Source organism: Candidatus Krumholzibacteriia bacterium, assembly GCA_030748535.1.
Classification (GTDB): Bacteria; Krumholzibacteriota; Krumholzibacteriia; order JACNKJ01; family JACNKJ01; genus JASMLU01.
In genome coordinates this window covers 1-12,875 of sequence record JASMLU010000009.1, presented here as the reverse complement: position 1 = coordinate 12,875, position 12,875 = coordinate 1, and the positions used below count along the sequence as shown (strand labels likewise).

Genomic DNA, 12,875 nt, shown 5'->3' with positions numbered 1-12,875 from the left:
CTTAGATATCCAGTTCGATGGATGAGTCGCCATAGGTTTCAATAAAGGCACGACGAGGCTCGACCTCATCGCCCATCAGAATGGTAAACAGACGGTCCGCTTCAAGAGCATCCTCAATGCAAACCTGTAGAATGGTGCGGCTGGCCGGGTCCATCGTGGTTTCCCAGAGCTGACCGGGGTTCATTTCACCAAGACCCTTGTAGCGCTGAAGGTAGACCTTACTGGGATCTCCTCCGAGAGCCTCCATCTTATCCTTCATTTCCTCTTCATCGTGGGCATAGACCTCGGTCTTGCCCTTCTTGAGCCGGTAAAGAGGTGGCTGGGCAATGTAGATCTGCCCGCCCTCGAGAAGCTCCGGCATCTTGCGATAGAAAAAAGTGAGCAGCAGGGTGCGGATGTGCGCACCGTCCACATCGGCATCGGTCATGATGATGATCTTGCCGTAGCGGGTCTTTTCGCGATTGAAATCCTCGCCGATGCCCGCTCCGATGGCCGTGATGATCGTGCGAACTTCTTCATTGGAGAAGACCTTGTTCGGCGCGGCTTTCTCCACATTCAGAATCTTACCCTTCAAGGGAAGAATGGCCTGGAAGGAGCGGTCGCGCCCCTGTTTGGCGCTGCCCCCGGCGCTTTCTCCCTCAACCAGATAGAGTTCTGTTTTCTCGGGATCCCGCTCGCTGCAGTCGGCCAGTTTTCCGGGAAGGCTTCCGCTGTCGAGAGCGCTCTTTCTTCGTGCCATGTCGCGGGCCTTGCGCATGGCTTCCCGAGTCTGTGCGGTGGCCACGCACTTGCTGGTAATGGACTTTGCAGACTTGGGGTGTTCTTCCAGAAACTCGCGGAAGCGGGTGTTGAAGAGATTCTCCACGATTCCCCGAACCTCTCCATTGCCGAGCTTCGCCTTGGTTTGACCTTCAAACTGGGGTTCGGGAATCTTGACACTGACCACGGCCGTCAAGCCCTCCCGAACATCATCTCCCCCGAGAATGGTCTTTCCGTTCTTGCTGATCTGTTGCTGGTAGTTGTTCAGGGTTCGGGTCAGCGCGCTTCGGAAACCCGCCAGGTGGGTTCCCCCTTCCAGAGTGTGAATGTTGTTCGCAAAGGTCTGGATCGTGCAGTTGTAACCTTCGTTGTACTGCAGGGCCACTTCCACCTGTACGCCCTCTCGCTCGGAGTTCAGATAGAAGGGTGTACTAAAGAGCGGGTGCTTACCCTCGTTCATGAACTGCACAAACTCGACGATCCCGCCCTCGAAATAGAACTCCTCTTTCTCGGAGCTGCGGTCGTCGTGAATCCTGATTTTCAGCCCCTTGTTCAGAAAGGCCAGTTCGCGAAGCCGGACGCGCAGCACATGAAGCTCAAAGTCCGTGGTGTCGAAGATCTCCGGGTCGGGCATGAAGTGAACCGTGGTTCCGTCTGCATCGCTGCCTTCGCCGGCCGAGATTATGCGAGCCTCTCCTTCGGGAACCCCGCGCCGATACTCCTGAAACCACACCTCGTTTTCACGGCGAACCGTAACCGTCGCCCATTCACTCAGCGCATTGACTACGCTGACTCCCACGCCATGCAGCCCGCCGGACACCTTGTAGGAGTCGCTGTCGAACTTTCCTCCAGCGTGCAGGGTGGTCATGACTACTTCCAGTGTACTTTTTTTCTCCGTGGGGTGCAGGTCCACGGGTATCCCGCGACCATTGTCGGTAACGCGCGCGGAACCGTCGTCGAGAATCTCCAGAAGAATCTCCGTGCAATGACCGGCCATGGCCTCGTCGACAGAGTTGTCTATCACTTCATAGACGAGATGGTGAAGACCGTTGGGGCCGGTTCCGCCAATGTACATGGCGGGCCGTTTTCTCACGGCCTCCAGTCCCTTGAGAACCTGAATGCTGTCTGAACCGTATTGCTTCTTGTCCATGCTTGTTTTGTCTTTTTCCTTTGTCGTGTTCTTCATCGGGCACTCACTCGGATGTCTTTCACCATTCCGGGTCCGTATTCTTCTTCCAGGCGAGACAGTAACTTCGCTTTGATAAAGTGCAGTTCCTGGCTCCAGGCGGAGCTCTCCGAATGCAGGTAGAGAACTCCCTGGTGGATTCTCAAAGCCTTGAAGTTCCTGGCCAGGTCCTCCCCTACCAGGTCGGGCCACCGCTCCACCACTTCCCTTTCCCGAAAGGCACGAGTCAGCCCCATTCGGTCCATGACCGACGAAAGAATGGAAGCCAGAGCTTCCGGTTCTTCCATTTTAGTGCTGCGTCGGCGCATCATACTCCGCTCAGGTTTCCTGGCTCAGTCGGCCTTCCTGAATAGAAAAACGCTTCAGGGAGGGAAACAATTCCAGTGGCACGCTGTCTGCGCGCGGGGTCGCCAGAAATGTTTGGTACTGTCGACCTACAAGACGGCAAAGCCGTTCCCGACGACCCGGATCCAGTTCGCTAAATACATCATCAAGAAATACGATTGGGCGATCCTCCCGGAGCCTGGCAAGAAACTCAGCCTGCGCCAGCTTCAGGGAAATCGCCACAGAGCGCTTCTGTCCCTGTGATGCGTATTTTCGGGCATTTCGACCATTGATGTCAATGAGCATATCGTCTCTGTGAGGTCCCGCTAAAGTGCGTCTCTGTAAGGTTTCCGAGCTTCTCAGCTCTGCAAGACGTGTCCTCATCGAGTCAGCCAGCTCTTGCTCGCCCAGACCCTCTGTTTCACTCCGGTAACTCAGTTGGATTGTGGGACTATTGCCGTCAATTTCACGGTAAGACCTGGACAGAATCTCTGCAAGAGCCGGTAGATGACTCTTCCTTCGTGCCAGTATCCGACTTCCGTGTTCCACTAGTTTCTCTGTCCATATACTAATTTCTTCTTCACTTCCCCTGACCTTCAGAAGCTGGTTTCTTTGACGAAGCACTCTTCGGTAGGCCATAAGGTCACGAAGATAGGCAGGGTCAGTTTTTGAAAGGGTGAAGTCCAGGTAGCGACGACGGTGTTCCGGCTCACCCTTGACAAGTTCCACATCATCGGGACCGAAGATGACCGTGCCGACAAGGGAAACAAGATCAGACAAGTTCTTGATCGTCTGCTCGTTATTCCGAAGCCTTCTCCCCTCTGTCCGGCTCCAGGAGGAAGTCAGACTGAAAACTTCTCCATTGTCTTCTTCCAGATGGAGTTGAAGAAAAAAGTGATCCTGCCCGAAAGCGGGAAGTTCCTCGTCGCGGGAGCGACGAAAGCTACGGCCGGAAACAACATAGGACAGGGCTTCCAAAAAGTTGGTTTTGCCCTGTCCATTGTCGCCGTAAATCCAGTTGATCCCCGGGTGAAAAGTCAGTTCATCGGGCTGAAGGTTTCTGAATCCCTCCACCCTGAGTCGAGAAAATCTCACCGGAAAACTACTCGCTGAGTTTCAGGGGCATCAAAAGACAAAAATATTGTTCTTCGTCCTGATCCTCCACCGGCTCCAGAATCCCGGCATTGTCGGATCGATCCAGAAGAAAACGGACCTCCGAACTTCCTATGTTTTTCAGGGCATCCAGAAGGTAGACGGAATTGTAGCCCACAGCCATGGAATCACCCTGGTATTCGGATTCAATTTCCTCGTGGGCGCGTCCGTAGTCCGGGCTGTTGACTTCCAGTCCCACCTTGTCCGTGTCCAGACTCAGCTTGACCTGGCGGGTTGTAAGGCTGGTTGCCAGCGTAGACACCCGGTCAGTCGCAACGAGAATGCTTTCCGTGTTGACCACCATCGCCTTGTCATTTCCCTTGGGAACCACCTGCTTGTAATTCGGATAGGGACCTTCCACCAGGCGGGTAAAGAGCGTAACTCCGTCCATCTGAAAAAATGCCTGCTTCTCGGTGAAGCCCATCTGGATTTCTCCATCATCGGGCAGAAGACGCAGGAGTTGATCCAGAGCCTTGGTTGGAAGAATCACTTCGCGCTTTTCGCTGACCGGAAGAACTTCCTTGCGCTGAACAGAGGCCAAACGATGACCGTCCGTTGCCACCATCCTCACCTTTTCCTTGCTGATTTCCATGAGGATGCCATTCATGGACGGACGCGCAAGGTCTGTGGAAACCGCATAGCGGGTGCGCCGGATCATCCCCTTAAAAACACCGGCATCGGCCGCAAAAGCCTCGAAGCCCTTGGCATCAGGAAGCGTGGGAAAGTCTCCTGCGTCCTGAGTGGCCATTACGAAGTGGCTGGGGCCGCAGTCTATCGACAGCTTGCTCTCCTGGAGTCCTATTTTCACGCCTACGCTGTCGAGCTTGCGGACGATTTCTGAAAACTTCTTGGCAGGAATGGCCACCACGCCTTTTTCACTTACTTCCGCGTCCACGACCAGAGTGATAGACAGATCCAGGTCGGTCGCAGAAAGAGTCACCTTGTCGCCCTCAGCCCGAAGGAGCATGGAAGAGAGAATCGGCAGGGTGGACTTTGTAGGAACCACGTTTCCGGCCAGGGAAGCGATACGGTTCAACTCGGGTTGAGAGAGAGAGACTTTCACGCCTTACCTCCTGGAAGATCCCTTTTCCACAGAAATCGGGTCTTCCTTCTTCTTGTTTTTCTAAGAAAGAAAACAGTAGTAGTAATAGGCCCTGTGCATAATGTGTAAAACGCTGGGGAAAGAAAGACAAGCTTCGATTTCACAGGGACCTACGCTTTTTTTCTTTTCCACAGAAGCTCTGATTTTGGTGGATAAGTACGCCCGTTTTTCCACCAAAATCCACAGCCCCTACCTTTTTCCATGTTATGCACAGTCTATCCACATTGCATTGTGGATTTATCCAAGCCTGCGAAAACCCTGTTTCAGTTCATTCAGATCCCGGAACAGGTCGGGATCACTCTTGAGTGATTGATCGATCTTCCGGCAGGCATGTATGATGGTCGTGTGATCCCGGCCACCGAAAGAGCGACCGATATTCACCAGACTTTCGCCGGTTAGTTCCCGGCTTAGATAGATCGCCACCTGCCGGGGGAAGACGATCTTGCTGCTCCGCTTTTCCGACTTCATTTGCTCAACGGTAATTCCGTAGCGCTTTCCAACCTGTTTCTGAATTTCCGACAGGCTGATTTCCCGGGCCGGATTCCGCACGTACTCGTGGAGGGTCTCCTTGACCAGGTCTTCATTGATCGGATGTCCGGTCAGGTTGGAAAAGGCGAGAAGGCGAATCAGGCTTCCCTCCAGTTCCCGAATGCTGTGTTTTACGTTTTCTGCGATCAGGGTGAGTACTGGCTCGGGGATCGAGAGTTTGTCCTTGTCGGCCTTGTTGCGAAGAATGGCAATCCGGGTCTCGAGATCCGGGCGCTGAATGTCGGCAATCAGTCCCCACTCAAAACGGCTGATCAGGCGTTCCTCAAGTTCCTTGATGTCTTTCGGAGGTCGATCGCTGGTGACAACGATTTGCTTGTTGTTGTCGTAGAGGGCATTGAAGGTGTGAAAAAACTCCTCCTGCGTGCTTTCCCGCCCCGCAAGAAACTGGATATCGTCGATGATCAGAAGATCCGTGCTTCGGTACTTGTCCTTGAACTCCAGAGTTGTTCCCCGGCGGATCGCAAAAATCAACTCATTCATGAAGCTTTCGCTGGAGGCATAGTGAACCCGTCTTTTGGGGTCTTCTGTGAGAACGGCATGCCCGATCGCCTGGGCCAGGTGGGTTTTTCCCAGACCCACGCCCCCATAGATAAAGAGAGGGTTGTAGATTCTGGCCAGACTCTCGGCGACAGCCCGGCTGGCCGCATGAGCCATCCGGTTACTTCCCCCGACGATGAAGTTGTCAAAGGAGTAGCGCTGGTTCAGCACTTTACTGGCCCGGGGATCATGGGTGTAGCGGCGAAGGAACATGTCCTTGCGACTGGCATCGAGCCGGGATTCCCGCTCTCCGGAATCTTCCCGGAAAGTAAACTCCACATCCGGGCGGTAGCCGATCGTCTCCTGAACCGCGTCGAGCAGGGTATCGAGATGATGGTGGGTCAGCCAGTCTGCAAAAAACTGGTTGGGACCTTCAATCGTAATCGTGTCTTCGTTCAGATCTGCCAGGCGGGTCGGGGCAATCCAGGTCGCATAACTCTGGCTGTGAATCTTGCTACCCACAATGGATTGCACCCGCTTCCAGACCTCGGCCTTGCCCAACGGCTGAATCCGGGACTCACTGGGACTCAATGCCAAGGAACACCCCCTTATTTTCCCCAAATGTGGAAAACTGTAAAACTCTATTTATTCCAATGACTTCCAAGAGATTATCCACATTTTAGGCAGACTTATCCACAGAGGACAGGGGCCCAAGGGTGTCAAACCAGGGTGTCGGAAGGGAAAATCTCGATTCCAAGGCCTTGGAACCCCCTGAAAAATCAGGAGAAGGCGAAGCTAGCACAGTCGATTCCGGCTTTCAAGACCTCCGGCGAAAAAATGTGGAAAAAATCACAAAACATCTGTTTTCAATAGATTACAGATGGTTTAGCAGCCCGAAACCCCTTTTTTGACGAAAACCCCCCTCCTGATTGTGGATTTCTTTCTCCCGCCTTGACATTCCCCCCTACCTTCATTAGCTTTAATGACTTCCAATTCAGGGGGTTAGCTTTGAAACGTACCTTCCAGCCCAGCAATCTCAAGCGCAAGCGCAAGCACGGCTTCCGCAAGCGCATGAGCACCAAGGCCGGGCGTGCAGTGTTAAACTCGCGGCGTGCAAAGGGCCGCAAGCGAGTTTCCGTTTAGTTTGACGACAGCCTGGAGCCGGTAATGCGCGGCGCCCGAGAATTCCTGAAGCTGCCAAGCCGAGATTTTCAGGCTGTATACCGATCCGGACGCAAGTCCGTCGGCAAAGAGTTCATTTTTTTCTATAGTGAACGCAAAGACACTTTCCACTTTGCCGTCGTTGCGAGCCGGAAGACCGGAAATGCGGTTCAGAGGAATCGCATCAAGAGATTGATGAGGGAAGCTTTTCGAGCCTGCGCGGAGCAGATTCACCGACCGGGAGCCTATGTGCTCGTTGCCCGCGCCAGAACCGGAAACCGGGAACTATCCCGAATGACCGGGGAACTGAGAGAATTGCTAACCCGAATGGACCTGTATCAGAAAGAGGCCGGGACCGCTTGAAGATGATTGCCAGACTTTTGCTCTCCATGATCCGAGCGTACCGGGCACTCATTTCGCCATTGCTTCCCGCCTCCTGCCGCCACACTCCCAGTTGTTCTGCCTATGCGGAAGAGGCGGTCGCTACCCACGGGTTCCTTCGAGGTTCCACGCTCGCTACGAAACGCGTCCTTCGATGCCACCCCTTCCGAGAGGGAGGGTACGACCCGGTGCCAAAGCCACAGGATATGGACCGGGGCGCATAAAGGACCCGCATGGACAAACAGAGCCGGATCGCCTTTGGGCTGATCTTCCTCTTGCTCATTGCCTACTATGGTTGGCTGAGCCGCCATTCTCCCGACCCTCCAGAGAATCCCGTCCCCACGGAGCAGACGCTTCCGGAGACTTATCCGGAGACACGGGAATCAAGCATTCCCCCAATCGAAGCTCCCCGGGAGTTTGCCAGCGACTTCTCAAGCTTCCCCCAGGAGGCCGCCCGCAGGATCATTGTGGAGACTCCAAAGAGCCGCTACACCCTGAGTGGCGCGGGAGCCGTTCTCCAACAGGTCGAACTGCTGGAGTTTGACGCCTATAACGAGAACAACGATGCCGAGGGTAATGTTCAGCTTCTGGCCCCCGATGCGACTCCTGTTCTGGATCTGGAACTGGAGTTTTCCGGGGGAAGCCTCAACACCGGCAGCATTCCCTTTGCCTGTGAGCTTCCCGCCGGTCAGGATTCCCTGTATCTGGCCCCGGGAGAAGAGGCCACGATCCGCTTCCTCTTTGAGGACGGTTCCGGCGGGATGATCTTCAAGACCTACACCTTCCATGCCGACCGCTATGATTTTGGCCTGATGGTGGATGCGGAACTTGCGGGAAATTTCACGGAAGTTCGCAGTTACGGGCTTTCCTGGGATGCCGGAATCCAGTCCACGGAGAAGAACCGCAAGGATGACCTTCGCTCCTTCCACAACTTCTATCTTCTTGGCGACAAGCTGGAGAAGAAGGGACTGCGGAGCTTCAAGGGAGATCGAAGGATTCCGTCTCCCGAGGGAAGTCTTCGTTGGGTGGCCACGAAGAACAAGTACTTCCTGGCGGCCCTGATTCCCGACGCCTCTCCCACGGGCTGGGGAACCTTGACCGGAAGCTCCGAAGAGGAAAAACTGGGCTTCCGCGCCGACATCCACCTTCGCGGTGGGCAGAACCGGATCAGCCAGGGTTTTCAGGTCTATGCTGGTCCCATCCTGATGGAACCGCTCAAGGCCTATGGCAACGGGCTGGAAGACATGGTGGATCTCGGTAAGTGGATCCGCCCGATCTCTCTCGCCATCAAGTGGCTCATGGGCTGGCTCTACCACTACATTCCCAATTACGGGCTGGTCATCATCCTGCTTTCGGTTTTCACGAAGCTTCTCTTCTATCGGCTTTCGCACAAGAGCTTCAAGTCGATGAAGGATATGCAGGCAATTCAGCCCGAACTGAAGAAGCTTCAGGAGAAGTACAAGAACGACAAACAGAAACTGCAAAAGGCGACGATGGAGCTTTACAAGGAGCATGGCGTAAACCCGCTGGGTGGCTGCCTGCCTCTGCTCTTTCAGATGCCGGTCTTCTTCGCTCTTTTCCGTGTCTTGAGGGGCGCGGTAGAGCTTCGGGGCGCGGGCTTTGTCGCCTGGATTGACGACCTGTCGAACATGGATGTTCTCTATAGGCTTCCCTTCGACATTCCCCTTCTTGGCAGTTTCATCGACAACTCCATCAGCCTTCTCCCGATTCTCATGGGCCTGTCCATGGTTCTTCAGATGAAGCTCGGCGGCTCGGGAATGGGAGGCGGCGTGGGTCAGCCTACACAGGCACAGGCCATGAACAAGATCATGCCCTTCTTCATGACATTTATTTTCTACAGGATGCCCTCCGGCCTGGTTCTCTACTGGCTGGTGAACAACATCCTGACCGTTGCCCAGCAATACTACATTCACCGGGGTTCGGACGACAGCGGCACCGTAATCACCGCAGATTCGAGGTAAACATGGATAGCATCGTTGTTAGCGCAAAAAATCGTAAAGAGGCCATTGAACAGGGTCTCAAGGAACTGGGTCTGGCTCGCGAGGACACCCGCATCGTGGTTTTGGATGAGGGCAAGAGCGGTATTTTCGGACTGGGGGGAAGCAAGGTTCAGGTTCGTGTCAGCTCTCTTGAGGCCACGAGCGAGATCGATCTTGCCGAGGCCGAGGGAGTCCTTCGCCAGTTCGTCGACTTCCTGGGAATCCAGTACAAGCTGGAGACCAAGCAGGAAGAGGACCGTATCCGTTTCCAGATCAACTCCGAGGACGGCGAGGGTCTTCTGATTGGTCGCCGGGGACAGACTCTCGACGCACTCAAGCACCTGACGCAGAGGGTCCTGACGGCTCGCGCCAACCAGAATATGTCGATTGAGATCGAGGTAGGCGACTATCGTGAGCGTCGCGAAGAGGCTCTGAAGGAAAGGGCTCGCGAGGCGGCCCAGGAAGTTCTCGAAAAGCACAAGAGCATTTCCCTCGAACCCATGAGTGCCCAGGATCGCCGCGTGGTTCACATGGAGGTCTCCGATTCCGAACAGCTTCGCACCTACACCGTGGGCGATGGCAATCGCCGCCGCGTGGTGATCGCCTTCGGCGAAGAGGGCGAGGAGTCTTCGGCCTACGATGGTATTCCCGACCCCGGTTTTCAATCGACACGGGTTTCCTCCGAGGGAAACCAGCCTGATCAGGGTGGCCGTTCCCGTGATTCACGGGGTCGTCGTGGCGAGGGTCGCGAGCGCTCCCGGAGTGACAATCGCTCTGGCGGCAATGACCGTTCCCGCGGCGAGAATCGCTCCCGCAGGAATGATCGTCCCCGGGAGGAGCGTTCGGGCGAACGGAGATCTTCGGGCCGCGAGGACCGTCGTCCGCGCAGGGATGAGCGCGACAGCGCTCCCCGGGACAGCCAGGGTGGGGCTCCCATGAAGGGACCGCTGGAGAAAATCGCCATTCCCGAAGCGCAGATGGCTCGCCCCTTCTCGGGTGGAGGAGATGGTGACAAGCCCTCTGAAAAGCCGGCGACCCCCGCGCGTCGTCGTCGCTATCGCTAGGCCATGAACGAGCCGGGCACGAGCATTGCGGCTCTTGCCACTCCTCCCGGCGAGGGTGCGCTCGCCATAATTCGGCTTAGTGGATCCCTGTCAGAGAAAGCACTCCTTTCTCTGGCAGGCTCCGCCCGGCAGCTTTCCGATTTTCCTCCGCGCAAGCTCTGCCTCACGGTCTTGCACGACACAGAGGGCCGCGCCATGGACCAGGCACTTCTCGTGCGTTTTCCCGCTCCCGACAGCTACACCGGCGAAGACATGCTGGAAATTCATATCCATGGCGGTCAGGCGGGAGCACAGGTTCTTCTGCGTGTTCTCCAGGAGATGGGAGTTCGCGAAGCCTCGCCCGGCGAGTTCAGCTATCGTGCTTTTCTCAACGGCAAGATGGATCTGCTTCAGGCAGAGGCCGTGTCGGAACTGATCGCGGGACAAAGTCGGGAAGCGCGGCGGCTTTCTCTTTCCCAGGTACAAGGCGGCCTGAGTGCGGCTCTTCTCACTTGCCGCCGTCGCCTCTTTTCGCTTTTGCGTGACCTGGAGGCGGAAATCGATTTTCCGGAAGACCCCGTGGAACTGCTGTCCCGCGAGAAGCTTCAGGGCGAACTGCTTCGGGTTTCCAGAGAACTGGACCGAATCCTTGGGGGCGCAGAGGGAAGCAGGCTTCTGTTGGAAGGCGTGGATGTCGTTCTTGCCGGGGAGCCGAACGGCGGCAAGAGCACGATCTTCAATACGCTTCTCGGAGAAGAGCGCGCCATTGTGACCTCCGAGGCCGGCACCACCCGGGACAGTTTGCGGGAATACTGGCTCCTGCGTGGATTGCCCCTGCGACTGCACGACACGGCCGGGCTTCGTGAAGTGAGCGACCCCGTTGAGAAGGAAGGGGTGCGCCGCAGCGAGGAGTTGCTGGAGTTTTCTCGCATCCGTGTCTGGGTGCTGGACGGCTGTCTGCCTGCGAGCAAGTCTACGCTGACGCAGTTGTCTGCCCTGCGCCCCGGAAACGATCTTATAGTAATCAACAAATCCGATCTTCCCGACTTCGACCCCTCCCGGTTTTCCCGCTCCCTTCCCCCGGGTCTGGATGTGTTGGAACTTTCAGCCCTGAACGGTTCGGGAATGGAGAAACTTCAGGACAAACTCTATCAACTGGCGCTGGGCACTGGGGGACAGGAGTCCCTCGAGGTGGAATACTCCCTGAACCGGCGGCAGGAAGGTCGCCTGCTTCGATGTCGGGAGATTCTCTCCGAGCTTCTTGACACCGGCGCGGCCCTGGATGTCGAGTCCGAGCTTCTGGCCCGCTCTCTGCGGGAGGCTGTCGCCGAGCTGGATGAACTGAGCGGTCAAGAGATCAGCGAAGAAGTTCTGGCCGACATCTTCTCCTCTTTTTGCATCGGGAAGTAGTGGATTTGGGCTTAGAACGAACCGCCGTGTACGCATCGTGCGTTACGCACGATGCGTAATTGAAAAGGGTAACAGCTCTTTCCTGATATGCTGGCCGCGGTTACGGCGCGATAAATTCTTGCACTCGACAGATTTTACCAAGCGATACAATGGCGAAATGGTATCCCAGGGCTCGCCCTGCAAGCCGAGCGGAACCGTAGCGGCCCACAGGCCTACCGCCGTAAGGACGGAATTGCAGTGATCCCGGCTGCCCTTCTTGGCCCCTGAGCCCCTTGAGCCCCCCGCCCGCTTCTGCTACAATCCCCTTATCACTTATTTCGCTGACCAGCGGATATGCGGATGGGACCGCTGTGTCAAGGGGGATCCATGCGCCTGCTCTTTCTGTGTTTGCTCTTTCCTGTATTTGCTCTTGCCGCCGTGGGATTCGGGGTCAGCGCCCCGGGCACGGTGGACACCCGTCCGCCGGAGATCACCCCGATCTCACCAGCAGAAGGCGACGAGTACGAGGGCGAGGTGGACTTCGAGTGGACGATCAGCGAAGACTCTCTTTCCCTGGCTCCCGAAGCTGTGCAGCTCTTTGTGCTGGAGGCGGACTCGGTTACGGTCCTCTATGAGTTTTCCACGCCGATGCTGCCCTCGGGTAATTATCTTCACCACTGGACGGTTCCCGGCGCTTTGCCCAGCGGCACCTTTTGGCGGGTGGAAGCTCGGGACGCCTTTGGCAATTTCTCCCGCGCAGATGGCGCCGTCTTTGATTCTACGGACGGGCCGGAGAGCCTGGACATTCCCGCAAGCCTGACGCTCGGGAACGCCTGGCCCAATCCCTTCAATCCCACAACACAGCTTCGCTTCTCGATTCCCGAGAGCGGCCCCGTGAGCCTGGAGATCTACGACCTTTCGGGCCGCCATGTGGAGAGCCTCTTTCGGGGCACTCTGGAGCGTGGCTGGCAGGAGTTTCTCTGGAAGGCAGAGGGCCAGGCCAGTGGCGTGTATCTGGCTCTTCTAAAAACAAACACCGAAATCCGCAGCACTAAACTCGTGCTGCTCAAATAGGAGGCGGCCATGAAAAAGACGATCCTCTTTCTGCTTCTGGCCCTCCCCCTTTGGGCGGCCGAACCCGTGGTGGACAATGTCAGTTTTCAGCAGTTTCCAGACGGTAACGGCAATGTCGCTGTGTTTTTCGATGCCACGGATGCCGACGGCGACACGCTTCGCGTCTGGATGGAAGCCAGCACGAACGGTGGTCTTACCTGGGGTCTTCCCTGTGACTCGCTACAGGGAGATGTGGGTGAAGGCGTTGTGCCTGGTGTGGGCAAGGGCATAATCTGGCA

13 protein-coding genes are annotated in these 12,875 nt (G+C 56.2%); 8 read left to right on the top strand and 5 right to left on the bottom strand.

The window, feature by feature from the left end; genetic code table 11:
* Position 1 precedes the first annotated feature (1 nt).
* The 5 genes from gyrB to dnaA all read right to left on the bottom strand — a co-directional run bounded on the left by gyrB (position 2) and on the right by dnaA (position 6,146).
* Complete coding sequence (gene gyrB, locus QGH30_08045; protein MDP7022286.1) at positions 2 to 1,909, bottom strand: DNA topoisomerase (ATP-hydrolyzing) subunit B; 1,908 nt, start codon at positions 1,907 to 1,909, stop codon at positions 2 to 4.
* A gap of 32 nt (positions 1,910 to 1,941) precedes the next feature.
* On the bottom strand, positions 1,942 to 2,253 hold the full coding sequence (locus QGH30_08040; GenBank protein ID MDP7022285.1) for a DUF721 domain-containing protein: 312 nt from the start codon (positions 2,251 to 2,253) through the stop codon (positions 1,942 to 1,944).
* A 10-nt stretch (positions 2,254 to 2,263) separates the two neighbouring features.
* A complete protein-coding gene (recF, locus tag QGH30_08035; GenBank protein ID MDP7022284.1) occupies positions 2,264 to 3,364 on the bottom strand; it encodes a DNA replication/repair protein RecF in 1,101 nt (366 codons plus the stop codon).
* A 7-nt stretch (positions 3,365 to 3,371) separates the two neighbouring features.
* On the bottom strand, positions 3,372 to 4,484 hold the full coding sequence (gene dnaN / locus QGH30_08030; GenBank protein MDP7022283.1) for a DNA polymerase III subunit beta: 1,113 nt from the start codon (positions 4,482 to 4,484) through the stop codon (positions 3,372 to 3,374).
* 276 nt (positions 4,485 to 4,760) lie between these two features.
* Entirely contained in the window at positions 4,761 to 6,146 is a 1,386-nt protein-coding gene (gene dnaA / locus QGH30_08025) for a chromosomal replication initiator protein DnaA (GenBank protein MDP7022282.1), read from the bottom strand.
* 411 nt (positions 6,147 to 6,557) lie between these two features.
* On the opposite strand from dnaA, the gene rpmH reads away from it, so the two are divergent.
* The 8 genes from rpmH to QGH30_07985 form a co-directional block, all read left to right on the top strand.
* A complete protein-coding gene (gene rpmH, locus QGH30_08020; GenBank protein MDP7022281.1) occupies positions 6,558 to 6,692 on the top strand; it encodes a 50S ribosomal protein L34 in 135 nt (44 codons plus the stop codon).
* Between the two features lie 24 nt (positions 6,693 to 6,716).
* The gene (rnpA, locus tag QGH30_08015; protein ID MDP7022280.1) at positions 6,717 to 7,073 is read left to right on the top strand and encodes a ribonuclease P protein component; all 357 of its coding nucleotides are present in this window, start codon (positions 6,717 to 6,719) and stop codon (positions 7,071 to 7,073) included.
* Between the two features lie 2 nt (positions 7,074 to 7,075).
* The gene (gene yidD, locus QGH30_08010) at positions 7,076 to 7,315 is read left to right on the top strand and encodes a membrane protein insertion efficiency factor YidD (GenBank protein MDP7022279.1); all 240 of its coding nucleotides are present in this window, start codon (positions 7,076 to 7,078) and stop codon (positions 7,313 to 7,315) included.
* A 9-nt stretch (positions 7,316 to 7,324) separates the two neighbouring features.
* Positions 7,325 to 9,073: a membrane protein insertase YidC gene (yidC, locus tag QGH30_08005; protein MDP7022278.1), complete on the top strand. Its 1,749-nt coding sequence runs from the start codon at positions 7,325 to 7,327 to the stop codon at positions 9,071 to 9,073.
* Positions 9,074 to 9,075: 2 nt separating this feature from the next.
* Entirely contained in the window at positions 9,076 to 10,155 is a 1,080-nt protein-coding gene (jag, locus tag QGH30_08000; GenBank protein MDP7022277.1) for an RNA-binding cell elongation regulator Jag/EloR, read from the top strand.
* A gap of 3 nt (positions 10,156 to 10,158) precedes the next feature.
* The gene (mnmE, locus tag QGH30_07995) at positions 10,159 to 11,544 is read left to right on the top strand and encodes a tRNA uridine-5-carboxymethylaminomethyl(34) synthesis GTPase MnmE (GenBank protein MDP7022276.1); all 1,386 of its coding nucleotides are present in this window, start codon (positions 10,159 to 10,161) and stop codon (positions 11,542 to 11,544) included.
* 366 nt (positions 11,545 to 11,910) lie between these two features.
* Positions 11,911 to 12,597, top strand: a complete 687-nt coding sequence (locus tag QGH30_07990) for a T9SS type A sorting domain-containing protein (protein MDP7022275.1) — start codon at positions 11,911 to 11,913, stop codon at positions 12,595 to 12,597.
* Between the two features lie 9 nt (positions 12,598 to 12,606).
* Positions 12,607 to 12,875 (top strand): hypothetical protein (locus QGH30_07985; GenBank protein ID MDP7022274.1); only part of this gene is annotated, 269 nt, incomplete at its 3' end.

Excerpts from the sequence above, each read along its gene's own strand:
- mnmE (MDP7022276.1), top strand. The coding sequence starts at position 10,159 with ATGAACGAGCCGGGCACGAGCATTGCGGCTCTTGCCACTCCTCCCGGC.
- rnpA (MDP7022280.1), top strand. The coding sequence starts at position 6,717 with ATGCGCGGCGCCCGAGAATTCCTGAAGCTGCCAAGCCGAGATTTTCAG.
- yidD (MDP7022279.1), top strand. The coding sequence starts at position 7,076 with ATGATTGCCAGACTTTTGCTCTCCATGATCCGAGCGTACCGGGCACTC.
- QGH30_08040 (MDP7022285.1), bottom strand. The coding sequence starts at position 2,253 with ATGCGCCGACGCAGCACTAAAATGGAAGAACCGGAAGCTCTGGCTTCC.
- jag (MDP7022277.1), top strand. The coding sequence starts at position 9,076 with ATGGATAGCATCGTTGTTAGCGCAAAAAATCGTAAAGAGGCCATTGAA.
- QGH30_07990 (MDP7022275.1), top strand. The coding sequence starts at position 11,911 with ATGCGCCTGCTCTTTCTGTGTTTGCTCTTTCCTGTATTTGCTCTTGCC.
- yidC (MDP7022278.1), top strand. The coding sequence starts at position 7,325 with ATGGACAAACAGAGCCGGATCGCCTTTGGGCTGATCTTCCTCTTGCTC.
- gyrB (MDP7022286.1), bottom strand. The coding sequence starts at position 1,909 with ATGGACAAGAAGCAATACGGTTCAGACAGCATTCAGGTTCTCAAGGGA.